Annotated in this window: 25 protein-coding genes; 14 read left to right on the top strand and 11 right to left on the bottom strand. The window is 70.0% G+C overall.

Annotated elements, in window-relative coordinates; translation table 11 throughout:
* Positions 1 to 265 precede the first annotated feature (265 nt).
* From truB to rimP, 6 genes are all read right to left on the bottom strand, one after another.
* A complete protein-coding gene (gene truB, locus AB0E69_RS37210) occupies positions 266 to 1,153 on the bottom strand; it encodes a tRNA pseudouridine(55) synthase TruB (protein WP_360157663.1) in 888 nt (295 codons plus the stop codon).
* A gap of 5 nt (positions 1,154 to 1,158) precedes the next feature.
* Entirely contained in the window at positions 1,159 to 1,611 is a 453-nt protein-coding gene (rbfA, locus tag AB0E69_RS37205) for a 30S ribosome-binding factor RbfA (RefSeq protein ID WP_360157660.1), read from the bottom strand.
* A 154-nt stretch (positions 1,612 to 1,765) separates the two neighbouring features.
* Entirely contained in the window at positions 1,766 to 4,960 is a 3,195-nt protein-coding gene (gene infB / locus AB0E69_RS37200; protein WP_360157658.1) for a translation initiation factor IF-2, read from the bottom strand.
* 134 nt (positions 4,961 to 5,094) lie between these two features.
* Positions 5,095 to 5,388, bottom strand: a complete 294-nt coding sequence (locus AB0E69_RS37195; protein ID WP_360157655.1) for a YlxR family protein — start codon at positions 5,386 to 5,388, stop codon at positions 5,095 to 5,097.
* 45 nt (positions 5,389 to 5,433) lie between these two features.
* Positions 5,434 to 6,426, bottom strand: coding sequence for a transcription termination factor NusA (gene nusA / locus AB0E69_RS37190; protein WP_360157652.1), 993 nt, complete (start codon positions 6,424 to 6,426; stop codon positions 5,434 to 5,436).
* Position 6,427: 1 nt separating this feature from the next.
* On the bottom strand, positions 6,428 to 6,949 hold the full coding sequence (gene rimP / locus AB0E69_RS37185; protein ID WP_360157649.1) for a ribosome maturation factor RimP: 522 nt from the start codon (positions 6,947 to 6,949) through the stop codon (positions 6,428 to 6,430).
* Positions 6,950 to 7,103: 154 nt separating this feature from the next.
* On the opposite strand from rimP, the gene AB0E69_RS37180 reads away from it, so the two are divergent.
* The 7 genes from AB0E69_RS37180 to AB0E69_RS37150 all read left to right on the top strand — a co-directional run bounded on the left by AB0E69_RS37180 (position 7,104) and on the right by AB0E69_RS37150 (position 14,718).
* Complete coding sequence (locus AB0E69_RS37180) at positions 7,104 to 7,658, top strand: cell division protein FtsK (RefSeq protein WP_360157646.1); 555 nt, start codon at positions 7,104 to 7,106, stop codon at positions 7,656 to 7,658.
* The gene (locus tag AB0E69_RS37175; RefSeq protein WP_360157643.1) at positions 7,655 to 8,068 is read left to right on the top strand and encodes a ferritin-like domain-containing protein; all 414 of its coding nucleotides are present in this window, start codon (positions 7,655 to 7,657) and stop codon (positions 8,066 to 8,068) included. The genes AB0E69_RS37180 and AB0E69_RS37175 overlap by 4 nt, the downstream gene beginning before the upstream one ends.
* 176 nt (positions 8,069 to 8,244) lie before the next feature.
* Positions 8,245 to 8,595, top strand: a complete 351-nt coding sequence (locus AB0E69_RS37170) for a cupin domain-containing protein (protein ID WP_360157640.1) — start codon at positions 8,245 to 8,247, stop codon at positions 8,593 to 8,595.
* The gene (locus AB0E69_RS37165; RefSeq protein ID WP_360157637.1) at positions 8,580 to 10,892 is read left to right on the top strand and encodes an FAD-dependent oxidoreductase; all 2,313 of its coding nucleotides are present in this window, start codon (positions 8,580 to 8,582) and stop codon (positions 10,890 to 10,892) included. Before AB0E69_RS37170 ends, AB0E69_RS37165 begins: the two co-directional genes overlap by 16 nt.
* Entirely contained in the window at positions 10,889 to 12,109 is a 1,221-nt protein-coding gene (locus tag AB0E69_RS37160) for an ATP-grasp domain-containing protein (protein WP_360157634.1), read from the top strand. Before AB0E69_RS37165 ends, AB0E69_RS37160 begins: the two co-directional genes overlap by 4 nt.
* Before the next feature lie 158 nt (positions 12,110 to 12,267).
* Positions 12,268 to 13,461, top strand: a complete 1,194-nt coding sequence (locus tag AB0E69_RS37155) for an MFS transporter (protein ID WP_360157631.1) — start codon at positions 12,268 to 12,270, stop codon at positions 13,459 to 13,461.
* Between the two features lie 9 nt (positions 13,462 to 13,470).
* Positions 13,471 to 14,718 carry an ATP-grasp domain-containing protein gene (locus tag AB0E69_RS37150; protein WP_360157628.1) on the top strand — a complete coding sequence of 416 codons (1,248 nt, stop codon included), beginning with the start codon at positions 13,471 to 13,473 and terminating at the stop codon, positions 14,716 to 14,718.
* On the opposite strand, the gene hisH is transcribed toward AB0E69_RS37150, so the two are convergent.
* The 4 genes from hisH to hisD form a co-directional block, all read right to left on the bottom strand.
* Positions 14,710 to 15,351, bottom strand: coding sequence for an imidazole glycerol phosphate synthase subunit HisH (hisH, locus tag AB0E69_RS37145; protein ID WP_360157625.1), 642 nt, complete (start codon positions 15,349 to 15,351; stop codon positions 14,710 to 14,712). The genes AB0E69_RS37150 and hisH overlap by 9 nt on opposite strands.
* The gene (gene hisB / locus AB0E69_RS37140) at positions 15,348 to 15,947 is read right to left on the bottom strand and encodes an imidazoleglycerol-phosphate dehydratase HisB (protein ID WP_360157622.1); all 600 of its coding nucleotides are present in this window, start codon (positions 15,945 to 15,947) and stop codon (positions 15,348 to 15,350) included. Before hisB ends, hisH begins: the two co-directional genes overlap by 4 nt.
* Before the next feature lie 72 nt (positions 15,948 to 16,019).
* Positions 16,020 to 17,144 (bottom strand): histidinol-phosphate transaminase, encoded by a 1,125-nt coding sequence (locus AB0E69_RS37135; RefSeq protein WP_360157619.1) that lies wholly within the window; start codon positions 17,142 to 17,144, stop codon positions 16,020 to 16,022.
* Positions 17,144 to 18,457: a histidinol dehydrogenase gene (gene hisD, locus AB0E69_RS37130; protein WP_360157616.1), complete on the bottom strand. Its 1,314-nt coding sequence runs from the start codon at positions 18,455 to 18,457 to the stop codon at positions 17,144 to 17,146. The genes AB0E69_RS37135 and hisD overlap by 1 nt, the downstream gene beginning before the upstream one ends.
* 193 nt (positions 18,458 to 18,650) lie before the next feature.
* Between hisD and AB0E69_RS37125 the strand changes: the two genes are divergently transcribed.
* From AB0E69_RS37125 to AB0E69_RS37110, 4 genes are read left to right on the top strand one after another with little or no spacing between them, the layout of a single operon-like run.
* Positions 18,651 to 19,322 carry an LON peptidase substrate-binding domain-containing protein gene (locus tag AB0E69_RS37125; protein WP_360157613.1) on the top strand — a complete coding sequence of 224 codons (672 nt, stop codon included), beginning with the start codon at positions 18,651 to 18,653 and terminating at the stop codon, positions 19,320 to 19,322.
* 51 nt (positions 19,323 to 19,373) lie between these two features.
* Positions 19,374 to 20,204: an SDR family NAD(P)-dependent oxidoreductase gene (locus tag AB0E69_RS37120; protein ID WP_360157610.1), complete on the top strand. Its 831-nt coding sequence runs from the start codon at positions 19,374 to 19,376 to the stop codon at positions 20,202 to 20,204.
* A 24-nt stretch (positions 20,205 to 20,228) separates the two neighbouring features.
* The gene (locus AB0E69_RS37115; RefSeq protein WP_360157607.1) at positions 20,229 to 20,465 is read left to right on the top strand and encodes a YlcI/YnfO family protein; all 237 of its coding nucleotides are present in this window, start codon (positions 20,229 to 20,231) and stop codon (positions 20,463 to 20,465) included.
* A complete protein-coding gene (locus AB0E69_RS37110) occupies positions 20,465 to 20,767 on the top strand; it encodes a type II toxin-antitoxin system PemK/MazF family toxin (RefSeq protein ID WP_360157602.1) in 303 nt (100 codons plus the stop codon). Before AB0E69_RS37115 ends, AB0E69_RS37110 begins: the two co-directional genes overlap by 1 nt.
* 138 nt (positions 20,768 to 20,905) lie before the next feature.
* On the opposite strand, the gene ilvD is transcribed toward AB0E69_RS37110, so the two are convergent.
* On the bottom strand, positions 20,906 to 22,756 hold the full coding sequence (gene ilvD / locus AB0E69_RS37105; RefSeq protein WP_360157599.1) for a dihydroxy-acid dehydratase: 1,851 nt from the start codon (positions 22,754 to 22,756) through the stop codon (positions 20,906 to 20,908).
* Positions 22,757 to 22,876: 120 nt separating this feature from the next.
* Between ilvD and AB0E69_RS37100 the strand changes: the two genes are divergently transcribed.
* From AB0E69_RS37100 to AB0E69_RS37090, 3 genes are read left to right on the top strand one after another with little or no spacing between them, the layout of a single operon-like run.
* Entirely contained in the window at positions 22,877 to 23,929 is a 1,053-nt protein-coding gene (locus AB0E69_RS37100) for a class I SAM-dependent methyltransferase (RefSeq protein WP_360157596.1), read from the top strand.
* A gap of 9 nt (positions 23,930 to 23,938) precedes the next feature.
* Positions 23,939 to 24,781, top strand: coding sequence for a helix-turn-helix domain-containing protein (locus AB0E69_RS37095; RefSeq protein WP_360157593.1), 843 nt, complete (start codon positions 23,939 to 23,941; stop codon positions 24,779 to 24,781).
* The gene (locus AB0E69_RS37090; protein ID WP_360157590.1) at positions 24,778 to 25,191 is read left to right on the top strand and encodes a VOC family protein; all 414 of its coding nucleotides are present in this window, start codon (positions 24,778 to 24,780) and stop codon (positions 25,189 to 25,191) included. The genes AB0E69_RS37095 and AB0E69_RS37090 overlap by 4 nt, the downstream gene beginning before the upstream one ends.
* Positions 25,192 to 25,226 lie beyond the last annotated feature (35 nt).

Here is a 25,226-nt window from a genome sequence, read left to right as displayed (position 1 = left end):
GAACGACCGCTCACACCCGTTCGCCTGGACCAAAACCGCCGACCAGATCCTCAAGAAAGCCAACCGTCAGAAGACCTCAGACGCGCGGCACTAGTCGTCCGCTCGAGACGTGCTCGCTCCAGCAAGAAACGTTCACCGGCCTCGGTCAACCTGTCCCAGACCACCTCGTCACGCCCGTACATCATCGATCCCCCTCCTAGCTCGGTGTCGCACGAAGTGTCATGCCACGCCGGTACGGCGGCAAGGGGTCAGCCGAAACGGCCATTTAGCTGACGAAGACCGCGGTGGGTTTGGCCAGGGGGCCGTGGGGTTCGTAGAGGGCCAGGAAGGTGCCGGTGGGGTCGAACATCGCAGTTTGGCCGGGGTCAAGCTTGATCGGCAGGGGGCGGCCGGTGCGGATCGCGGCGGATTCGGCCGGGTCGGCGTCGTACCGCTGGAAGGTGCCTGCGGCAACGTCTGCGATGGGGAGCCAGGCGAAGTCCTCGGCCAGGGACTCCAGTGTGTGCGCGGCGGCCAGGTCGAACGTGCCGACCCGGGTACGGCGAAGTGCCGTCAGGTGGCCGCCCACGCCGAGCTCGGCGCCCAGGTCGCGGGCCAGCGCGCGAATGTACGTCCCGCTGGAGCAGTCCACCGACACGTCGACCGAGATCCCGTCACCGTCCGGCCGGACATCGAGAACGTCGTACCGCGACACCGTCACCGCACGCGCCTTCAACGCAACCTCCTCGCCGGCGCGGACGCGTTCGTACGCGCGCCGGCCGTCGACCTTGATCGCCGACACCTTCGACGGCACCTGCGAGATCTCGCCCCGGAAGCCCTCGACTGCCGCCGAGATCGCCTCCGCGGTCACTCGGTCGACCGGAGCCGTCGCGACAACCTCGCCCTCGGCGTCATCGGTCGTCGTCGTGGCGCCGAGCCGGATCGTCGCGTCGTACGACTTGTCGGCCAGCTGCAGATGACCCAGCAGCCGCGTCGCCCGGTTCAGGCCGACGACGAGGACGCCGGTCGCCATCGGGTCCAGCGTGCCCGCGTGCCCGACCTTCCGCGTCCCGGCCAGCCGCCTGATCCTGGCCACCACCGTGTGCGATGTGAGGCCCGCCGGCTTGTCGACGACGACGATGCCGTCGGAGGTGGGGGTGAACTGAGTGCTCAAACCGCTCAGGCGTCCTCGTCCTCGTCAGTCACGTCGTCGTCGGCGTCCTTGCGCTTGTACGGATCCGCCTCGCCGGCCGGCTTCGCCCCCGCGGCGGCCTTGGCCACCTCGGCGTCGGCCGACCGCGCCTTGGCCAGCAGCTCCTCGATCTGCCCGGCGGTCTCCGGTACGGCGTCCAGGAAGAACGCCACGCTCGGCGTGTGCCGCAGGCCCAGCGCCTTCCCGACCTCGCTGCGGATCAGGCCCTTGGCCGACTCCAGCGCCGCCGCGGTCGACGCCCGCTCCTGCTCGTCGCCGTACACCGTGTAGAAGACGCTCGCCTCGCGCAGGTCCCCGGTCAGCCGGGCGTCCGTCACGGTCACGAACCCGAGCCGGGGGTCCTTGACCCGCCGCTCGAGCAGCTCGGCCACGAGCACCTGGATCCGGTCCGCCAGCTGCTTCGCCCTTGCCTCAGCCATCTCACTCCTCATTCACGAGCACGTCCACGAGCACATTTACCAGCACTCACGAGCACAAAACGTCCGTTCACGAGCAACGTCCGGAGAGACAGCTCGTCTCCCCGGACGTTACTCCGACGGCCGGACCGCGCTGGATCCGGCCGTCGCCCTACGGTCAGGTGCGCGGTTTCTCGCGCAGCTCGAACGCCTCGACGACGTCGCCGATCTTGATGTCGTTGAAGTTGTTGATGGTCAGACCACACTCGAAGCCCTCGCGGACCTCGGACGCGTCGTCCTTGAACCTCTTCAGCGACGACAACTCGGTGTTGTCGACGACGACCGCGCCGTCCCGGATCAACCGGACCGTCGCGTTCCGCCGGAGCAGGCCACTGGTCACCCAGCAACCGGCGATGTTGCCCACCTTCGAGGAGCGGAAGATCTCCCGGATCTCGGCCTGGCCGAGGGTGACCTCCTCGTAGATCGGCTTGAGCATGCCCTTCAGGGCGGCCTCGATGTCGTCGATCGCCGAGTAGATGACCGAGTAGTACCGGACATCCACGCCCTCGCGGTCGGCCAGGTCTCCGGCCTTGCCCGCGGGCCGCACGTTGAAGCCGATGATGACGGCGTTCGACGCGATGGCCAGGTTGACGTCGTTCTCGTTGATCGCACCGACCCCGCGGTCGATGATCCGCAGGCTCACCTCGTCGCCGACCTCGATCCGGACCAGCGCGTCTTCCAGCGCCTCGACCGAACCGGACACGTCGCCCTTGAGGATGAGCAGCAGCTCCTGGGTCTCGCCCTTCTCCATCGAGGCCATGAAGTCCTCGAGGGTACGGCGGGCGCGACGCTTGGCGTTGGCGGCCGCGCGAGCCCGGGCTTCCCGCTTCTCAGCGATCTGCCGGGCCCGGCGGTCGTCGTCGACCACCAGGAACTTGTCACCGGCACCAGGCACGGCGGTCAGACCGAGCACCAGCACCGGACGCGACGGAGTCGCCTCCTCGACCGGGTCGCCGTGCTCGTCGAGCATGGCCCGGACCCGGCCGTACGCCGGACCGACCACCATCGAGTCGCCGACCCGGAGCGTGCCGCGCTGCACCAGCACGGTCGCCACCGGACCACGGCCCTTGTCGAGGTTCGCCTCGATCGCGATGCCCTGGGCCGGCATGTTCGGGTTGGCCCGCAGGTCGAGCGCCGCGTCCGCGGTCAGCACGACCCCCTCGAGCAGCCCCTCGATGTTGATCCGGGACTTCGCCGAGACGTCGACGAACATCGTGTCGCCGCCGTACTCCTCGGGAACCAGGCCGTACTCGGTCAGCTGACCGCGCACCTTGGCCGGGTCCGCACTCGGGACGTCGATCTTGTTCACCGCGACCACGATCGGGACGTTCGCCGCCCGGGCGTGGTTCAGCGCCTCGATCGTCTGCGGCATCACGCCGTCGTCGGCCGCGACCACCAGGATGACGATGTCGGTCGCCTGCGCACCACGGGCACGCATGGCGGTGAACGCCTCGTGACCCGGGGTGTCGACGAAGGTGATCGCCCGCTCCTGGCCGTCGACCTCGGTGGTCACCTGGTACGCACCGATGTGCTGGGTGATGCCACCGGCTTCCTTGGCCACGACGTTCGCCATCCGGATCGCGTCCAGCAGCTTCGTCTTACCGTGGTCGACGTGACCCATCACGGTCACCACCGGCGGCCGCGAGACGAGGTCGCCCTCGCCACCTTCGTCCGACCCGAAGTCGATGTCGAAGGACTGCAGCAGCTCCCTGTCCTCGTCCTCCGGCGACACGAGCTGGACGTCGTAGTTCAGCTCGGTACCGAGCAGCTCGAGCGTCTCCTCGTTCACCGACTGGGTCGCGGTCACCATCTCACCGAGGTGGAACAGCACCTGGACCAGCGACGCCGGGTCGACGCCGACCTTCTCGGCGAAGTCCGTCAGCGACGCACCGCGCGGCAACCGGACGACCTCGCCGTCACCGTGCTTGACGCGCACGCCACCGATGGCCGGGGCCTGCATGTTGTCGAACTCCTGGCGCTTCGCCCGCTTCGACTTGCGGCCACGACGGGCCGGACCGCCCGGACGCCCGAAGGCACCCTGCGTCCCGCCACGTCCGCGGTTGCCCGGACCCGGACGGCCACCGCCGCCACCGGGCGGGCCGCTCGGGCCGCCGCCACCGGGACGGAAGCCGCCGCCGCCGCCACCGCCACCACCGCTGCGGGCACCGGCACCGACGCCACCGCCGCCGCCACCACCCGGGCGGCCACCACGGCCGCCGCCACCGCCGCCGCCACCACCGGGACCGCCGGACGGGCGGCCGGTGAAGGTACCGGCCGAGGACTTCGGCATCATCGCCGGGTTCGGGCGCGGGGCGCCCGGCACACCGCTCGGACGCGGCCGGTCGTTGCCGCCGCGGTCGTTGCGGTCACCGCGGTCGCGGTTCTGCGGCGGACGCGGGGACATGCCGGCCGGGCTCGGAGCCCGGTCGCCACGCTCGCGGTCGCCACCACCAGGGCCGGGGCGCGGTCCACCGCGCTGCATGCCCTGGGTCGAGCTGAACGGGTTGTTGCCCGGACGCGGTGCACCCGGACGTGGGCCACCGCCCTGACCACCCTGGCGCGGCGCGCCAGGACGCGGAGCGCCACCCGGCCGGGGAGCGCCCGGACGCGGGCTGCCCTGACCGCCTTGGCCACCGCCCTGTCCACCCGGACGCGGAGCGCCTGGACGCGGACCAGGCCGGACCGACGGCTCGGACTGACGCGCGGCCGGAGCAGCCTGCGACGGCGCGGGGGCAGCCGGAGCCGCCTTCGCGGCCGGTGCCTCGAACGCCGGGGCGGCCGGAGCCGTCGCGGTCGGCGCCGGCTCGGCCTTAGCGGCCGGAGCTGCCTCGGCCGGCTCGCGGCGCGGACCCGGCTTCGGGCCCGGGCGCGGACCCGGCCGGCCACCCGGCGCGGCCGGGCTGGTGCTCGTGCTCGGCGCCGTCTCGACCGGGGCCGGAGCGGCCTCGACCTGCTCGGTCACCCGCGTCTCGGCGGCCGGAGCGGCCGGAGCCGGGGTCGCCGGAGCGGCCGGCGCGGAGCGCTCGGCCGGAGCCTTCGGGGTCGCCTTCGGTGCAGGCTTGGGTGCCGGCGCGGCAGGGGCGACCGGTGCGGTCGCCTGCGGCGCGGCAGACGTGCTGGCAGCGGCCTTCTTGGCCGTGCGCTTCTTCGGCGGGTTCTTCTCGAACTCCTCCGCCAACCGCCGGACGACAGGTGCCTCGATCGTCGAGGATGCCGACCGGACGAACTCGCCCATGTCGTTCAATCTGGTCAGAACGACCTTGCTGGTAACTCCGAGCTCTTTCGCGAGCTCGTAGACCCGGACCTTTGCCACTACTCTCCCTCTGGTCCGAGCCTGGGCGCGGACCGTTAGTTGACGTACGTGCTCATCGCATTGCACTCATCGGTAGACACTCATCGAGTGGTCATGAGTCGATGACCCGCCTTCATGTCGGTCACACGGTCCGGTCAGACCGTGCGTACATCTTGATTATCACGCTGCGCGAGGTACTCACGTAGCCCGGTCGCGTCCAGCGGCCCCGGGGCCCGGAAGGCCCGCGGGAATGCCTTGCGCCGGACAGCGAGCTCGAAGCACTCGATCGTGGGGTGCAGATGCGCTCCACGGCCGGGTGCCCGACGCCCGGGGTCCGGAAGCACAAGGCCTCCGGACACGGTCGTCCGCAACAGGTCAGCCGCGCTGGACCGCTTCCGGCACCCGATACACGTACGCTCCCGGGTCTTGCCAGGGCGCGCGTCTGTCACGTGTTCCTCAGGGTGTGGTTGCGACTCAGTCGACGGACCGAGAGATCAGTCTACCTTCTCGTCATCCCGAGTCACATCGGTATCCGGCCGGATGTCGATCCGCCAGCCGGTGAGCCGGGCGGCCAGGCGGGCGTTCTGCCCCTCTTTGCCGATCGCGAGCGAGAGCTGGTAGTCCGGGACGACCACACGAGCCGCACGGGCCGCGGCGTCCACTACCTCTACAGACGTAACCTGCGCGGGCGACAGCGCATTCCCGACGAAGGTCGCCGGGTCGTCGCTGTGGTCGATGATGTCGATCTTCTCGCCGTGCAGCTCGTGCATGATGTTGCGCACCCGCTGGCCCATCGGCCCGATGCAGGCACCCTTCCCGTTCACCGACGGGTTCAGCGTCCGGACGGCGATCTTGGTCCGGTGCCCGGCCTCGCGCGCGATCGCGGTGATCTCGACGGTGCCGTCGGCGATCTCCGGGACCTCGAGCGCGAACAGCTTCTTGACCAGGTTCGGGTGCGTCCGGCTGACCGTGATCTGCGGGCCCTTGAAACCCTTCCGGACGCCGACGACGTACACGCGCAGCCGGGAGCCGTGCTCGTACTTCTCCCCCGGCACCTGCTCCGGCGCCGGCAGCACGGCCTCGATCTTGCCCAGGTCGACCATCACCGACCGCGGGTCGCGGCCCTGCTGGACCACGCCGGAGACGATGTCGCCCTCCTTGCCGGAGAACTCGCCGTACCGGACCTCGTCCTCGGCGTCGCGCAGCCGCTGCAGGATGATCTGCTTCGCGGTGGTGGCGGCGATCCGGCCGAAGTCGGCGGGGGTGTCGTCGTACTCGCGGGCGACGGTGCCGTCCTCGGCCAGCTCGCGGGCGTAGACGGTCACGTGCCCGGTCTTGCGGTCCAGCTCGGCGCGGGCGTGCTGCTGCGCGCCCTCGGTGCGGTGGTACGCGACCAGCAGCGCCTGCTCGATCGCCTCGACCACCACGTCCAGGGAGATGTCCTTCTCCCGTTCCAGGGACCGCAGCACGGCCATGTCGATGTCCATGTCAGTTCTCCTCCACCGTGCCGTCGGCAGGTGTTTCTTCTTCGTCGTTGCCGGCAGCCCGGTTGAACTCGATCTGGACCTTGGCCTTGGCCACGTCGGCGTACGCGACCGTCTGCCGCTTGCCGTCGACGTCCAGCTCGGCCGCCTCGTCGGAGGCCGACTTGATCCGGCCAGTCAGCTTCCCGCCGGCGGTCAGGGTGACCGCGACCAGGCGGTTCTTGTTGCGGCGCCAGTGCCGCGGCAGCGTCAGTGGCCGGTCGACGCCCGGGCTGGACACCTCGAGCGTGTACGCGCCCTCGCCCATGATGTCGTCGGCGTCGAGGGCCTTGGAGATGGCCCGGGTGACGTCGGCGACGTCGTCCAGGCTGATACCGCCGTCGCGGTCGACGAGCACGCGCAGCAACCGGCGGCGACCGGCCGGCGCGATGTCCGCGGCCTCCAGGTCGCAGCCGAACTGCTCGACGACCGGCCGCAGGAAGTTCTCGAGGCTCGCGGTGTCCGTGTGGTCGTTCTTTCGGCTCACAGGGTTGACCTGCCTCTCTCTCCAGTTGTGCACCCGTTCCACCCGCGGCGGTCCGGCCGAGGGCAGTAGCCCACCTTATCGGGCCCCCGGCACCGAACACGTCACCGGCTCGTCCCGGGCCGGTCACCGACCCGTCACCGGGTATCGTTCCGGCGTGCCCGACGAACGCCGCCTGACCCGACGCTCGGTCGTCGTGACCGCTGCCCTCGTTCCCGGTGCGGTGGTGCTGGCCGGCTGCAAGGACGACCAGTCCGCGGGCACCGGTACGCCGGGAGCGGTCAACGGCAAGCCGTCGTCGAAGGGTCCGGGCGAGGAGACACCGTCCGTGGACCCGGCGGTCGTCGCGGCGCTCAGTACGGCGGCCACCCTCGTGACTCAATTGTCCCAGCTCTACGCAAGCGCCGGCCGCAAGGTTCCCGCGCTGCGGGCCAAGCTGGCGGCCGGGGCGAAGTACCACGCCAGTCACCTGGCCAAGCTGGCCGCGACGGACGGTGTGAAGGCGTCGGCGGCGAAGGCGATCGCGGTTCCGGCCGGCTCGGCCGCGGCCCTCGCCGTACTGGCCAAGCAGGAGAAGGCGGCGGCCGTCGCGCACGCCGCCGCGGCGGCCAAGCTGTCAGGTGCTCCGGCCCGGCTGCTCGCGACCATCGCCGCGGCCGAGGTCCAGCTCGGCGCAACGCTCGCCCCGGCCAAGAAGAAGGACGCCTCGTGAACCAACTGGATGCGATCCAGGCCGCGCTCGCGGGTGAGCACGCCGCGATGTACGGCGTCGGCGTGGCCGGCGGCAAGCTCAGCGGGGCCCGGTTCCGGGACGCTACCGACCTGTTCGACCAGCACCGCGACCGCCGGGACCAGCTCAGCGCGCTCGTGGTGGCGGCCGGTAAGACCCCGGTCGCGGCCGAGCCGGCGTACGACCTGCCGCTGGCGGTCACGACCCCGGCGACCGCCGCAGCGCTGGTCCTGGGGATCGAGCGGCGGATCGCGGCGGTGTACGGCGACCTGGTCGAGGCGGCGGAGCAGGAGCCGGTCCGGGCCGTCGCGATCGAGGCCCTGCTGGCGGCGGCGACGGCACAGATCGCGTGGGGCGGAGCGCCGGTGGCATTCCCCGGCGCAAATTCATAGCGTATTCCCCTTTACTCGCAGCGCGACCTTCTTTAGATTTACGCCCACGGAGACTGGGGGGTCGCCGGGCTTCACGTTGGCCGACGTTGGTGGCGTCGTGCACGTGCTCGATTCAAGCGTTTCAGTGCGTCTGTTCCGTGCCTTCATTCGCAGTGCTACGGAGGAGTCGCTGACGCATGCGCACTTTCGACTTGAGCACCGGCGCCGACCAGTACGTGAAAGACCTTCGCGTGGTCCGCTGGGAGCAGTACGGCCTGGAGCATGACCTGCCCTTCCAGGCGATGTGGTACTCCGTTCCGCCGGGTTCGGAGAGCCCGCAGGACCAGCACCCGGAGCTGGAACTGTCCGTGGTCGTTGCCGGAACGGCGCATGTGCTGGTCGGCGGCCGGGAGTACGAAGTCCCGCAGGGCAACGCGTTCCTGCTCGGGACCACCGAGGCGCATGTCGTGCGGAACCGGTCGGCCGACGTACCGCTGACCGTGTTCAGCGCTTACTGGATGCCGCTTTCGTCATGCGAATCTGCGTAATCGGGAGCGGAATCGCCGGCACGTTACTCGCCTGGCGGCTTTCCGGGAGCGTCGAGGTCGATATCGTCACCGGGCCGCCGGGAACGGACGCGACCGCGGTTTCCGGCGGCGGTGTGCGCGGGTTCGAAACACACGCACGGCAGCGGCGGCTGGCGACCGAAAGCCTGCACGAATTGCTCGGCGGGGAGCTGCGCGAGGCCGCTGGATACACCGAGACCGGATGCACCTATCTGCTGCCGTGGTATTCCGGACTGGACCGTGCGGTCGGCGAGGTCGAGGGCGCCGAGCTCCTGGATCTCGAACAGCTGCGGCGGCGCGGCTGGCACGGTCTACCCGACGGGACCGTCGGAGTGAGCGAGCGGCGAGCCGGGTTCATCCGGCCCGATCTACTCCGCCGGGCGATTCTCGAGCGCCTGGGCAGCCGCGTGCTGAAAGGCCCGGTACTGAGATTGGTGCCGCACCCGGACGGTTCGGTCAGCTGCCGGCTCCCCGGTGGCGGGCGGAGATACGATCTCGTGGTCGTTGCCGCCGGCCCCTGGACCCCCGGGTTGCTCGCCGGCAGTGCGCTGCCGGCCGAGCCGTACAGGACCAAGGCGATCCAGGTCGCCACGTACCAAGTCGCCGGGCCGCTCCCGACGATGTTCGTCGACGAGACCAGCGACCTGTACGGACGGCCGACCGCCGACGGCAGGTTGCTCCTCGGGGTGGACACGCACCACTGGTCCGTCCCACCCGGCAGCAGCCGTCCGACCCCGGACCTGGCCGCACAGGCCGTCCGGATCGCGCGCGAGCGGCTGCCACACCTCGAACTGTCGGCGCCCGACCTCCTGGTCAGCAACGCCGACTGTTATGCCGATCCGCCTGTACTGACCCTCTGGTCGGTACTCGGCAGCTCTCATCGGCTCTTCACCTTCACCGGCGGATCCGGCGGCAGCGTGAAAACCGCGCTCGCCGCAAGCCGGATCGCGGCGAGCGACCTGCTCGCCGGCGGTCGATCGCGCACCACCACTTCGCGGACGGAGAACCAGAGCATGACCATGAACGAACCCACCAGGTACCACACCGTAGGCATCGGGGCCGGACCCTCGAACCTCTCGCTGGCAGCGCTGTACCAGAACGTCACGACCGAGCGGCTGGCGCTCTTCGACGCCCGGCCCGGTTCCGGCTGGCACACTCCCCTGCTCTACCCAGGGGTGCGGATGCAGACCGGCTGGATGAAGGACCTGGTCTCGCTGGTCGACCCGCGGCACGAGCTGACCTTCCTGAACTACCTGGTCACGTCGGGCCGGCTCTACGCGCTGATCAACTCGCAGTTCGACTCGCTCCCCCGGATCGAGTACGAGCGCTACCTGGCCTGGGCCACCGAGCGGCTCGGCGTGGTCAACTTCTCCGCCCGGGTGGACGCGATCTCGTTCACCGACGACGGCTTCGTCACCAGCGTCGACGGCGAGCCCGTCGCGGTGTCCGAGCACCTGGTCCTCGGTGTCGGCACCCGCCCGGCGCGGCCGGAGTACCTCTCCGGTCTGCCGGCCGATCGCGCGTTCATCGCGGACGAGCTGGGCTCGCGGCTGGCCACGATGCACCCGGCCGCGCCGACCGCCGTGATCGGCGGCGGTCAGACCGGCCTGGAGTGCGTACTGCGGCTGATCGGCAGCGGCTTCACCGACATCCGCTGGATCGGCCGGAACCAGTGGTTCCGCAGCATCGACGACTCGCCGATGGCCAACGAGCTCTACCGGCCGTCGCACATCGAGTACCTGCAGGGTCTGAACCGCAGCAAGCGCCGGGAGATGATCGACGACTCCCGCTACAGCGGCGACGCGATCACGCCGGGCGGCCTGCGAGCGCTGTACCAGGCGAACTACGACGCGATGCTGACGCTCGGCCACTTCCCCGCCACCCTGCTCCCGGGCCGCACGGTGACGGCGTCGGAGCTGATCGGCGAGGACGACATCCGGCTCTGCTGCACGACCACGTCGGCGCCGGAGGAGCACGTCGTCCGGCAGCTTGTTGTCGCGGCTGGGCGGGAGCATGTCGCGGCACCCTTCGACGCCGAGCTGCGGGAGCGGATCGAGTTCGACGACGACGGCGAGATGCTGGTCGAGCCGGACTACTCGGTGCGCTGGAAGGGGATGAACGGGCACCGGATCTACTCGTTCAACGCGAGCCGGTACAGCCACGGGCTGACGAACGCGGGGCTGACGCAGCTGCCGGTGCGGGCCGCGATCGTGCTGAACTCGATGTTCGAGCGGGAGATCTACCCGATCTCCGACAAGCTCTGTGCGGTGCAGTGGTGACTACCAGGCCGCACTTGCTGGTCGTTGCCACCGGCATGCGGTTGTTCCGCGAGTACCTGCTGCGGTCGATCGCGCCGAGGTACCGGATCCACATGTTCCTGCACGGCGAGCCGACGTGGGAGCAGGAGTACCTCGACGGCTGGACCGTGCTGGAGAGCACGCTGGACGCCGCGGCGCTCGTCGCTGCGGCGCGGGAGCTGCATGAGCAGGCGCCGATCGAAGGCGTGCTGTGCTGGGACGAGGCGCGGATCCTGCCGGCCGCGGCTGTCGCGGAGGCGCTCGGGTTGCCCGGTGGCGATGTCGCGATGATCAACCGGTGCCGGGACAAGCATCTGACCCGGCTGGCGCTCGATGGGTACGGCGTACCGCAGCCGCGGTCGGTGCTGGTGAACTCGGTCGAGGAGGCGCTGGCCGTCGATGTCGGGTGGCCGCGCATCCTGAAGCCGCGGGCGCTGGCGGCGAGCCTTGGGGTGGTGAAGGTGGGGTCGCCGGAGGAGCTGGTTGCGCAATGGTCATTCGCTCATGACACGACCGTGCCCGAGGCGCCGTCGTACGACGTTCGCGTGCTCGTGGAGGAGTTCGCCGATGGTTACGAGATCAGCGTGGACTCGGCGGTGTTCCAGGGGCAGGTGATGCCGTTCTGCCTGGCAGGGAAGGAGATCGGGTACCCGCCGTACGCCGAGGAGGTCGGGCACTTCGTCGACGCCGCTGATCCTTTGCTCGCTGATGATCAATTGATCCAGGTCTTGGTCGATGCGCACAAAGCGATCGCCTTCACCGACGGGGTGACGCACACCGAGATCATGATCACGGCCGACGGACCGCGGGTGATCGAGATCAACGCGCGGCTGGGTGGAGATCTGATTCCGTACGTCGGGATGCTCGCGACCGGGGTGGATCCGGGATTGGCGGCTGCTGCGGTGGCTTGTGGGCGGCCGCCGGAGGTTGCGGCTGATCGCGCGTTGGTGGGTGGGGTGCGGTTCTTCTATGTCGACGAGGACGACACGGTGCTGGACTCCATCGGCTTTGGTGCTGTGGAGGGGGTGGATCAGCTCGTGACGTTGATGGGGCCCGGGGACGTCACCAGTCCTCCGCCGGCTGGGACGTTGTGGGGGCGGATCGCCTACGCCACTGTGGTTGCCGGCTCGGTGGACGAATGTCGTGCTCGGTTGGAGGAGGCCGCGATGGCCCTGGACTGGAGAGGACATCGGAAGTGAGCGGGCCGGCTCGCGAGGGTGGGAGTGAGTCCACTCAGGTCTCGGATGAGTCCACCCAGGTCTCGGTTGGGGCCGCCCAGGTCTCGGATGAGTCCACCCGGGTCTCGGTTGGGGCCACCCAGGTCTCGGATGGGTCTGCCGGGTCCAGTGGGATCTGGGTGACTGTGCGGGAGGCGCCGCTGCCGGTGAAGGCCTTGCTGGTCGGCGTCTTCGTGAACAAGCTCGGCTGGTTCCTGCAGGTGTTCCTGGTGCTCTTCCTGACTACGTCGAGAGGCTTCACGGCGGTGCAGGCGGGGACGGCGCTGGGGATTTACGGTGCGGGGTCCGTGGTGGGGCTGGTGGTGGGTGGGTCGTTGTCGGACCGGGTCGGGCCGCGAGCCGCGGTGATGATCAGCATGTTCGGGATGGCCGGTTTCGTGCTGGCGATCGCTTTCGTGCCCAGTTACCTCGCGGTGCTCGTGGTGGTGGCGCTCGCGGGGGCGGTCGGGCAGTTCTACCGGCCGGCCTCGGCGGCGCTGCTCACCGAGCTGACGCCGAAGCACCGCCAGGTGATGATCTTCGCCGTCTACCGCCTGGCGATGAACGTCGGGACCACGGCCGCGCCGCTGATCGGCGCGGCCCTGGTCGCGGTGTCCTGGAACCTGTTGTTCATCGGCGAGGCGGTCGCCGCGCTGGCGTACGCGACAGTCGCGATCGTCGCGCTGCCAAAACGTGGCCCGGCTCGGCCACAGGACGTCCGGGTCGATCAGCCGGCCGGCGGCTACCTCGCCGTACTGCGCGACTTCCGGTATGTGCTGTTCCTGCTCTGCATGTTCATCAACGCCGCGATCTACATGCAGTACCTCGCAGTCCTGCCGCTGCACATGAAGGCCGACGGGCTGTCGACCTGGTGGTACAGCGCGGTCGTCGCGCTCAACGGCTTCATCGTGATCACCTGCGAGCTGCTGATGACGCGGGTGACGCAGAACTGGCCGCCGCGCATCGCCGCGATGACTGGGTTTGCCTTGCTCGGCGGCGGGCTGGCGTTCTACTCGGTGCCCGGCGGCGTGGCGATCTTCGTGATCGGCACGCTGCTCTGGACGCTGGCCGAGATCATCGGCGGACCCACGATGTTCGCCTATCCGGGAATGGTCGCGCCGCCACCGCTGCTCGGTCGGTACGTCGGCGCCGCGCACGCGATGTTCGGTCTCGGCTCCGCGCTCGGCCCGTTCCTCGGCGTGTGGCTCTGGAACCGGTACGGCACCCAGGTCTGGGTGTGGTGCGGGTTGCTCGGGCTGCTCGCCGTACTGCTCGCATCGGCCGGGATGCGGACCGCGCCCGTCCCGGCCGCCCAACCGGCCGCGACCGCCTAGGAGATTGCCATGATTGCCCTGAGCAACTACACGATCATCGTCGACCCGGTCTCCACTGGACAGGAGTACGCCGCCGCGTTCCGGGACGCGGGGCGGTTGCCGGTCGCCGTACTGAGTGCCGCCGAGCCGCCGCCGGCGTACACCGGGAGCTGGCACCCGGAGGACTTCGAGCACGTGCACTACTTCACCGGCGACGTGCACGCGCTGGCTGACGAGCTGCGGGTCTACGCACCGGAGTACCTCGTGCCCGGGGCGGAGAGTGGGGTCGAGCTGTGTGACCAGCTGATCGAGCTGCTGGTGCCGGGTTCGGGGAACGTGCCGGCGCTGGCAGCGGCGCGGCGGGACAAGTGGGAGATGGGCGAGGCGCTCGAAGCGGCCGGCGTACCGCGGTTGCGGCAGTTCCTGACCGCGGATCCGGCCGAGGCCGAGCAGTGGCTGAAGGAGAACGACCTCCTCGGCCGGCGGCTGGTGATCAAGCCACCGAAGAGCGCGGCCGGTGACGAGGTCTACATCGTCTACGAGGACGGCGACTGGCGGGAGCGGTTCGACCGGGTGCTTGGCCGGACCAACAAACTCGGGCTGACCAACGACGCGGTCCTGATCCAGGAGTACGCCGAGGGTGACGAGTACCTGGTCGACACCTACAGCGTGGACGGCGTGCACGCGCTGGTCGACGTCTGCCGGTACACGAAGGTTGCCCACGGCGACAAGATCGGCATCTACCGCCGGATCGACTTCCTGGCCGAGGACGATCCCGAGGTCGCGGCGCTCTGGCCGTACACCCAGCAGGTCCTGGACGCGGTCGGCATCCGCGTCGGCTGCGGCCACACCGAGATCATGATGACGCCGGCCGGACCGCGGCTGATCGAGATCGCGGCCCGCCCGGCCGGCGGCGGCCACCAGCTGATCAGCCGGCTGGCGACCGGCGACAACCACATCCAGCGCACGGTCGCCCACCGCGTCCACGGCCGGACCCGGCCCGGCTACGACCTGCTCCAGCAGGTCCGCGGCATCTTCGTGATGTCACCGAGCGAGGGCTACTTCCGCGACCGCACGGTCTTCGACGGCATCGAGGACCTGAAGTCCTTCCACTGGATGAAGATCCTGTACGCCGAGGACGCGGTGGTCCCGGAAACCGTCGACCTGTTCAGCTGCCTGGCGTGGGTCATTCTCCTGCACAGTGACCCGGCGACCCTGGACGCCGACTACCAGCGGGTGCTGGAGATGGAGTCCAGGATCGTGATCACGTCAGAGTGAGCGGACCCAGTTCTCCAGGAGGGTGGCGCCGGCATCACCGGACTTCTCCGGGTGGAACTGGGTGGCGCTGAGAGGGCCGTTCTCCACGGCGGCGACGAAGCGGTCGTTGCCGTAGGTGGTCCAGGTGACGAGGGGGCTGACGGACTCGCGGGTGTCGGTCAGCTCCCAGGTGCGGACGCCGTACGAGTGGACGAAGTAGAAACGGTCCTTCTCGATACCGTCGAAGAGCGTGCTGCCGCCGGGGACCTCGACCGTGTTCCAGCCCATGTGTGGGACCGGCTGGGCGTCCTCGGGCTGGAGGCGCTCGACCGTGCCGGGCCACTGCTCGCAGCCCTCGGTCTCGACGCCGTGCTCGATGCCGCGGGCGAACAGGATCTGCATACCCACACAGATCCCGAGCACCGGGCGGCCACCGGTGAGCCGACGGTCGACGGCGATGTCACCACGGACCGCCTTCAGTCCGGTCATGCAGGCTTCGAACGCACCGACGCCGGGGACGAGCAGGCCGTCGGCCTCGCAGGCCTGCTGGAAGTCCGCGGTGACCGTGACGTCGGCGCCGACGCGTTGCAGGGCCCGCTCCCCCGACCGAATGTTGCCGGAGCCGTAGTCGAGCAGCACGACCTTCTTGCTCACAAAGCACCCTTTGTGGACGGGATACCTGGCTGGCGTGGGTCGAGCTCAGCGGCAGCGCGCAGCGCCCGCGCGAACGCCTTGAACTGCGCCTCGACGATGTGGTGCGGGTCGCGACCGGACAGCACCCGGATGTGGATGCAGATCGCGGCGTTGAAGGCGAGCGTCTCGAACACGTGCTGGGTCAGCGAACCGACGTAGTCGCCGCCGATGATCGCGTACACCTGGCCATCCGGCTCGCCGGTGTGGACGCAGTACGGGCGGCCGGACAGGTCGACCGTGCAGTGCACGAGTGCCTCGTCCAGCGGGACGGTCGCGTCGCCGAACCGCCGGATCCCGCGCTTGTCGCCGAGCGCCTCGCGAAGCGCCTGGCCGATGCCGATTGCGGTGTCCTCGACGGTGTGGTGAGCGTCGATCTCCAGGTCGCCGACCGTGTTCACGTGCAGGTCGAGCAGCGCGTGCTTGGCCAGCGCGTTGAGCATGTGGTCGTAGAACCCGACCCCCGTGGAGATGTCGGCCCGACCGGTGCCGTCGAGGTCGAGCTCCACCAGGACCTTGGACTCGCTGGTCTCCCGATCAATCCGCGCACTGCGGGTCATGCGCGTCCTCGCTCCGCTGCGGGCGCGCACGACCCGCATGGCGGGCTGTGCCGATTGATGAGCTCGCTTCGCTCACTCATGTGAGTGCCTTCCCGTGTCTGTCTTGAGGATGCGCTCCAGTGAAGCGCGGAACGCGGCCATCTCCTCGCCGGTGCCGATCGAGACCCGCAGCCAGCCGTCGGGGCCGGTCTCGCGGATCAGTACGCCGTCGTCCAGCAGCGCCTGCCAGACCGCGTGCCGGTCGGCGAATGTCCCGAACAGGACGAAGTTCGCGTCCGAGTCGACCGCCCGCAGGCCGAGCGACCGCAGCCAGTCGACCGTCTCGTCGCGCTCGACCCGCAGCTGCTCGACCCGGCCGAGCAGCTCGTCGGAGTGCCGCAGCGCGGCCCGCGCGACCGCCTGGGTGACCGCGGAGAGGTGGTACGGCAGCCGGACGATCCGCAACGCGTCGACGAACTGCTTGCTCGCGGCAAGGTACCCGACCCGGCCGCCGGCCATCGCGAAGGCCTTCGACATCGTCCGGGCGACCGCAAGGTTCGGGTACGACGGCAGCAGCGACACCGCACTCGGCGTCCCGGTACGGCGGAACTCGGCGTACGCCTCGTCGACGACGAGGACCGAACCCATCGCCGCGGTCCGCGCCGCGATCGCCTCGACCACCTCGATCGGCAGCGCCGTGCCGGTCGGGTTGTTCGGCGAGGCGAGCAGCACGACCGACGGGTGGTGCCGGGAGATCGCGGCCAGTGCCTTGCTCTGGTCGAGCGTGAAGTCCTCGGCGCGCCGGCCGGTGACCCAGCCGGTGTTCGTGTCCCGCGCATACTCCGGATACATCGAGTAGGTCGGCGCGAACGACAGCGCCGTACGACCGGGACCACCGAAGGCCTGCAGGATGTGCAGCATGACCTCGTTGGAGCCGTTCGCCGCCCAGATCTGCTCGGGCTGGAGCTGCGCACCGGACTCGCGCGCGAGGTAGGCAGCGAGGTCTGCGCGGAGGTCGAGGAACTCGCGGTCCGGGTAGCGGTTCATCCCCCGGGCCGCCTCGGTGACTGCGGCGGCGATGTCGGCGACGGTGGCCTCGCTCGCCGGGTACGGGTTCTCGTTGACGTTGAGCAGGACGGGGACGTCGAGCTGCGGGGCGCCGTACGGCTCGAAGCTCTTCAGCTCGTCGCGAAGCGGCAGCCCGTCGAAGCGGCCCATCACTGCTCCTCAGGGAATCGGGCGGACACGGCCGCGCCGTGGGCAGGCAGGTCTTCGGCGTGAGCGAGCGCGAGCACGTGACCGGCGACGTCGTGCAGCGCGTCGCGGGAATAGTTCACGACGTGCATCGCCTTCAGGAAGCTGCGCACGGACAGACCCGACGAGTGGCACGCGCAGCCCGCGGTCGGGAGCACGTGGTTGGACCCGGCGCAGTAGTCGCCGAGCGACACCGGGGACCAGCTGCCGACGAAGATCGCGCCCGCGTTGGTGATCTGACCGGCCCGCTCCTCGGCGTCGACGGTCTGGATCTCCAGGTGCTCGGCCGCGTACGCGTCGACGACGGCCGTGCCCTGGTCGAGGTCGTCGACGAGGACGATCGCTGACTGCCGGCCGGTCAGGGCCTCGGTGACGCGCTCGTGGTGCTTGGTCTTGGCAACCTGTCCGGGCAGCTCGGCCTCGACCGCGGCGGCCAGCGCCTCGGACGGGGTGACCAGCACGCTGGCAGCCATCGGGTCGTGCTCGGCCTGGCTGATCAGGTCGGCGGCGACGTGCTTGGCGTCGGCGGTGTCGTCCGCGAGTACGGCGATCTCGGTCGGCCCGGCCTCGGAGTCGATGCCGACCTCACCGAGCAGGGCCCGCTTTGCGGCGACGACGTAGATGTTGCCCGGTCCCGTGATCAGGTTGACCTTGCGGCAGCCCTCGAAGCCGTACGCGAACCCGGCGATCGCCTGCGCGCCGCCCATCGCGTAGACCTCGTCGATCCCGAGCAATGCGCACACCGCGAGCACGGTCGGGTGCGGCAGACCGCCGAATTCCTTCTGCGGTGGCGAGGCAACGGCCAGCGACGGTACGCCGGCGACCTGCGCCGGTACGACGTTCATCACCACGGACGACGCGAGCGGCGCGCGGCCACCCGGAACGTACAGCCCGACGCGCTGGACCGGGACGAAGCGCTGCGTGACCCGTCCACCCGGCGCCGGCTCAGACGCGACATCGGCGGTGAGCTCGTCCTCGCTGACCTCGCGGACGCGGCGGATCGACTCCTCGAAGGCGGCCCGGACCATCGGGTCCAGCTCCTCCAGCGCGGTCTTCAGCGCCTCGGCCGGGACCCGGATGTCCTCGACGCGCACGTGGTCGAACTTCTCGCCGTACTCCCGGATCGCCTCCACCCCGCGATGGCGGACGTCCAGGCAGATGGGTCGGACGACGTCGAGGGCAGCCTCGACGTCGAACACGGCTCGGGGGACCAGGGCATCGAGGTCGAGCACCTCTCCAGCTGCCACTCGGCCCCGCAGGTCGACGCGGCGAATCATGGCGTCAGTCTAGTTGGGCGCCGCCTCCCGGCCCGACCGGTATCCACAACCCGGCCGGACCAGGGGGATCCGCGTGCTTACCGGAAACGAATCGCGTCGGTCACCGTCTGTTCGGTCTGGTTGCCGTCCCCGTCGACCACCTTGGCCCGAAGCGCCCGCCAGTACGCCGGCCCGGATGCCCTAGGCTCGCTGTATGGACTCCCGCCTGCCGCTGCTCACTGTCGAGACGGTGATCTTCCCCGGGCTGGTGCTGGCGATCCCGGTGACCGACGTCCAGGGACGGGCGGTGATCCGGGACCTGGTCGAGAACGGTGGCGAGCTGGTCTGCGGTGCGCTCGCCGTGCGGGACGGGTACGAGCTGGGCGAGCGGGTGTTCCGGTCGCTGTACGGGACCGGGTGCGCGGCAACGATCTCCGAGATCACGCTGGACCCGGACGACGACGGACCGGTCGAGGTGACGCTGACCGGGAACCGGCGGTTCAAGGTGTCCGAGCTGGACGGCAGCGGCGACTACCTGGTCGCCGACGTCGAGTGGCTGGACGACGACCTCGGCGACGACCCCCTGGGTACGGCGACGGTCGCGCTCGAGCGCTTCCGGAAGTACGCCGAGGTGGTCAGCGAGATCAGCCGCCCCGGCCTCCACCTCGGCGACCTCCCGGACGACCCCGGCACCCTGTCCTACCTGATGTCCGCCGCCATGAAGCTGATGACCCCGGACCGCCAGAAGTTGCTCGAAGCCCCCGACGTCACCACCCGCCTGGCCCAACTCGTAGGCCTGATGGACACCGAACTGACCGCCATCGCCGCCCTCCCCTCCCTCCCCGCCACCGACCTGATCAGCTGGTCCACCCTCTCCCCCAACTGACCCTTCCACGGGTTGTATTGGACTTCAAAGCGTCGGCGCGAGGGGTGGGGCATGTACGCACTGGTGACTGGTGGGACCAACGGGATCGGACTGGCCGGAGTGCGCGAGCTGGCCAAGCGGGGTGCGCGGGTCGGGCTGGTGGCCCGGAGCCGGGCCAAGGCCGGGGCTGTTGCTCAGGAGATCGGTGGAGCGGATGTCTTCGAGGCGGATCTGACCTCGCAGGCTTCGATCCGGGCGATGACCGTGGAGGTCGCGGAGCGGGCGCCGGTGATCGACGTGCTGGTGAACAACGCGGGGGCGATGTACGGGAGTCACCAGGTGTCGAGTGAGGGGATCGAGCTGACCTGGGCGCTCAACGTGGTGGCGCCGTACCTGATCACGACCCTGCTCGCGGATCGGCTCGCGCCGGGGGCCCGGGTGATCGGGACCGCGTCCGACGAGCACGCGAAGGCGCAGCGGATCAACTTCGACGACCTGTCCGGGACGCAGTACTTCTCGGCGTCGAAGAAGCTGACCGGCGGCGCGCTCAGGCGGTACGGCGAGACCGAGCTGGCGCTGATCCTGCTGAGCAGTGAACTGGCTCGGCGGATGCCGCAGATCCACACCTACACGTTCGAGCCCGGGTTCGTCGCGACCGGCTTCAACACGAACAACGGCCGGCTGATGCGCCTGATGATGGCGATGGCCAAGCCGTTCGCCCGGACGCCCGAGCAAGGTGCGGAGACGCTGGTCTGGCTCGCCACCTCACCGGACGTGGCCGGCGAGACCGGGCTCTACTACGCGCGCGAACGGCGTACCGACCCGTCCGCCGCCGCCCAGGACCCGCAGACCGCCGCGCGACTCTGGGAAACGCTGGAAGAACAGACGGCGCTACCGAAATGAATCCCAGCGCGGTATGGTCTTGGTATGAGTAAGCAGATCACCGTGCGGTTGCCGGATGAGCTCGTCGATTTCATGGATGAGCTGGTTGCGAGCGACCGTGCCACCAGCCGGGCGTCCGTGGTTGCTCGGGCGATGGAGCGCGAGCGACGCCGTGAGCTGGCGGCGCGCGACGTCGCCATCCTCGCCGAGCGCGGCGGGTACCCCGACCTCGAGGGCCTCGCCCCCGCCGCTGCGGTCACCGTCCTCAGCGACCTCGATTGATGCGTCCGATCCACATCGCCCGGCTGGACAAGCCGCGGCCGGTCGTGGTCCTGACCCGGGAGCTCATCCGCCCGCGCCTGACCAACGTCACGGTGGCTCCCATCACCAGCACGATCCGGGGTCTGTCCACCGAGGTCCTGGTCGGCCCTGAGAACGGCCTGGACCACCAGAGCGCGATCTCCTGCGACAACATCCAGACCATCCCCAAGCTCCAGCTCGGCCGCCTGATCGGCTACCTCCACCCCGACCAGGAGCCGGCCCTGGCCGAAGCCATCAACCTCGCCTTCGACCTGGAGCTGTAACCACGTTCGAGGGGTTATCCCCGGGAGTCGAGTGTTCGCCCCTGGTATGCGAGGGGTGAACACACAAGTCGAGGGGTTATCCCTTCGTGTGGATCGGCGGGCGGGGCGCGGGTGGGGTTGGGTTGGGAGGTTGACGGGTCAGGTGAGCTTGGTGACGTCGCGTACTGCGCCCTTGTCGGCGCTGGTGGCCATGGCGGCGTAGGCCCTCAACGCCGCGGACACCTTGCGGTCCCGGTTCTTCGGGGCGTAGACGCCGTTCAGGGCGTCCCGGCGTACGGCGAGCTCCTCGTCGGGGACCAGCAGCTCGATGGAGCGGCCGGGGATGTCGATGCGGATCTGGTCGCCGTCCTGGACCAGGGCGATCGTGCCGCCGGCGGCAGCCTCGGGCGACGCGTGGCCGATCGAGAGCCCCGACGTACCACCGGAGAACCGGCCGTCGGTGACCAGCGCGCACACCTTGCCTAGACCACGGCCCTTCAGGAAGGACGTCGGGTACAACATCTCCTGCATCCCCGGCCCGCCCTTCGGGCCCTCGTACCGGATCACGACGACGTCACCCGGCTGCACCTGCTTGGCCAGGATCTTCTCCACAGCCTCTTCCTGCGACTCGCACACCACCGCAGGACCCTGGAACGTCCAGATCGACTCGTCGACGCCGGCCGTCTTCACGACGCACCCGTCGACCGCCAGATTGCCCTTCAGGACCGCCAGGCCGCCGTCCTTCGAGTACGCGTGCTCCTTGTCGCGGATGCAGCCGCCGGCCGCGTCGGTGTCCAGCGTGTCCCAGCGCTCGGACTGCGAGAACGCCGTGGCGGACCGCTTGCAGCCCGGCGCCGCATGCCACAGCTCCACGGCCTCCGGCGACGGCGAACCGCCGCGCACGTCCCACGTCTTCAGCCAGTCGTCGATCGAGTCGCTGTGCACGGTGTGGACGTCTTCGTTGAGCAGTCCCGCCCGGTGCAGCTCGCCGAGGATCGCCGGGATACCACCGGCGCGGTGGACGTCCTCCATGTAGTACGTGCCGCCCGGGGCGACGTTCGGCGCGACCTTGGCCAGGCACGGGACCCGGCGGGAGACCGCGTTGATGTCGTCGAGGTCGAAGTCGACCTCCGCCTCCTGTGCGGCCGCCAGCAGGTGCAGGATCGTGTTGGTGGAGCCGCCCATCGCGATGTCCAGCGCCATCGCGTTCCCGAACGCCTGCGGGGTGGCGATGTTGCGCGGCAGCACCGTCGCGTCGTCGTTGTCGTAGTACCGCTTCGTGAGCTGTACGACGGTCTCGCCGGCCTTCTCGTACAGCGCGCGGCGGGCGGTGTGCGTGGCCAGCACCGAACCGTTGCCGGGCAGCGACAGGCCGATCGCCTCGGTCAGGCAGTTCATCGAGTTGGCCGTGAACATGCCCGAGCACGAACCGCAGGTCGGGCAGGCGTTCTCCTCGATCCGCAGGATGTCCGCGTCGGAGACGTTCTCGTTGACGGCCTCGGACATCGCGTCGATCAGGTCCAGCTTGCGGACCGTGCCGTCGACCAGCGTGGCCCGGCCGGCCTCCATCGGGCCGCCGGAGACGAACACAGTCGGGATGTTCAGCCGCAGGGCCGCGTTCAGCATGCCGGGGGTGATCTTGTCGCAGTTCGAGATGCAGACCAGCGCGTCGGCGCAATGCGCCTCGACCATGTACTCGACCGAGTCGGCGATCAGGTCCCGGGACGGGAGGCTGTACAGCATGCCGCCGTGGCCCATCGCGATCCCGTCGTCGACGGCGATCGTGTTGAACTCGCGCGCGATCCCGCCGGCCGCGTGGATCGCCTCGGACACGATCCGGCCGACCGGCGCGAGGTGGGTGTGCCCCGGGACGAACTCGGTGAAGCTGTTCGCGACCGCGATGATCGGCTTGCCGAAGTCCTCGCGGGCTACCCCCGAGGCCTGCATGAGCGCGCGGGCGCCCGCCATGTTGCGGCCGTGGGTGACGGTACGGGACCTCAGAGCAGGCACGACGACATCTCCTCGCAGTAGAACGACCTCTCCGATGTTGCCACGTCCGTCCGGATGGCGGTACGCGGGTCCCGGATGACGGATGCCCCAGTGCCCTCCCGCTGCCGCATCATGACCGGTGTGACCACCCCAGACCCCACCGCTCCCGAGCCACCAGCCGCCGGCACCCCGGCGCCCGACCCGCTGTCCCGCTTCGCCCTGTCGAGTGCCGCCCGCTCCACTGTGCAGTCCTGGGCCACCGGCGCGAGCCTGCTGGCTCTGACGTCCGCCCTTCACGCCAACGGCTGGTTCAAGTACCTCAGCGACCCCCGCACCCTCGACGAGCTCACGCAGTACTCCGGCCTCTCACCGGAGCGGGTGTACGACGTGGTCGCCGTACTGGAGTCACAAGGTGTCGTGCAGCAGGACAGTGCGATCCAGCTGACCGCGGAGTTCGCTGCGCTGACTGCTGAAGACGCCTGGGTCGGCCTAGACGAGCTGGTCGACTACTCGGCCGTGACGGTCGGTCTGGCGGCCGCAGCTGCCGAGCCTGCCGTTGCAGCCACGTCAGAGACCGATGCGCTAGTGACAGCGCGCGCTTCTGGCGGGCGGTCGACGCACATCACCCGAGCGCTGTTCGACCAGCTCTTCCTGCCCCATCTCGCCGAGCTCGTCCACGTCGTCCGGACCGACCGGTGGCTCGACGTCGGATGTGGCGTGGCTGGGTCGACGCTGACGCTGGCAACCCTGTACCCCGAGCTCCGCGGTGTGGCGATCGAACTGCTCCCGACTGTCGCTGCCGAGACACAGCGCCGGGCCGAGGCCCTGGGCGTGGCGGACCGGCTGGAGATCCGCTGCATGGATGCCCGGAAGCTGGACGAGCATGAGGCGTTCGGTGGCGCGTTCTGGGCGCAGCCGTTCTTCCCCGAGGAGACGCGGGCGACCACGCTCGAGGTGATCCTGCGGGCACTGCGACCAGGCGGCCTGCTCTTCCTGCAAGAACGCGAACCGGAGCCCACCGAGGAGGGGCGTCCGGCGTACAACCTGGGCCGGCTGCTCGCGCACACCCGCGGGCTGCCGTACGGGCGGACCGCCGAGGAGCTGACCGCGGAGGCGGTGGCGGCCGGGTTCGAGGCCGTCTGGATCGCACCGACCGACTTCGGACGGATCGTGATTGTCCGTCGCCCGCTCTAGCCTGAGCGTATGGCCGGGATGGGGCACCACACGCGAGCGGTGCACCCAGCCCTGCGCCCGTACGTCGGCGACCTCAGCGGCTACGCGTACGCCGGCGATCCACCGGTCCTGCACCGAGGCCTACCGTCCGGGTTCCTGACCCTGGTGGTCACGCTCGACGAGCCGCTGGGCATCACCTGGCCCGGCAGCCCGGTCGAGAAGTACGACGCCGCGGTCGGCGGGCTGCATGCCACCGCGGTGCACATCGGGCAGACACTCAGCCGGGCCGGGGTGCAGGTGGCGCTGACTCCCGCGGCCGCGCGGGATCTGCTCGGCCTGCCCGCCGGCGAGCTTGCCTGGTCGGTCGTGGGTCTGGACGAGCTGCTCGGCCGACCGGCGCGGGTGCTGACCGAACAGCTTCGCGAAGCCCCGACCTGGGAGCACCGCTTCGACCTGCTCGAGCGGCTGCTGCTAGATCGGTGGAGCGACGATTCGGCGGGTGCGACCCGGCCCGAGGTCGGCTGGGCGTGGCAGCGGCTGCGGGACAGCGGCGGAGAGATCGGCGTACAGCGGCTGGCCGACGAGGTCGGGTGGAGTCGCCGGCACCTGACGGACCGCTTCACCAGCGAGTTCGGGCTGGCGCCGAAGGTGGCGGCGCGGGTGCTGCGGTTCGAGCGCGCGGTCGGGCGGTTGCGTCGGCATCCTCAGACCCGGCTGGCGGACCTTGCGGCCGACTTCGGGTACGCCGACCAGGCGCACCTGACCCGCGAGTGGCAGGCGATCGCGGGCTGCTCGCCGCGGCAGTGGCTTGCCGAGGAGCTCCCAAACCTTCAAGACTTCGCCCCGGCCCGGGTCGCAGAGTCGGGGCTATGAAGACACACGAAAAGCAGGTCGTCGGGGTGTGGCCGACACTCGTCTACCGGGACGGGCAGGCCGCGCTGAGGTTCCTCACCGAAGGGCTCGGCTTCGAGCTCGTGGCGTCGTACCCGGGTGCTGCCGAGGGGTCGATCGCGCACGCCCAGCTGTCCTGGCCGGCGGGTGGTGGCGTGATGCTGAGCTCGACCGACGCGAAGGCGGAACCGGACGCGTTCTCCGAGCTGGCCGACCGGACACAGTCGGTCTACCTGGTGCACAACGACCCGGACGCGTTGATCGGTCGTGCTGTCGGCGCGGGCGCGGTGGTGTTCCGCGGTCTGCAGGACACCGACTACGGCTCCCGCGACTTCTCGGTCCGCGACCAGGAGGGCAACATCTGGAGCGTCGGCACCTACGCCGGCGAGTAATCCACAGGCCCCCGGCGGCTGTCCCCGGATCTCAC

Source organism: Kribbella sp. NPDC026611 (assembly GCF_040638345.1).
In the GTDB taxonomy this organism is placed as follows: Bacteria; Actinomycetota; Actinomycetes; order Propionibacteriales; family Kribbellaceae; genus Kribbella.
The sequence above is the reverse complement of the archived record's forward strand: the minus strand, read 5'-3'. Positions and strand labels throughout refer to the sequence as shown.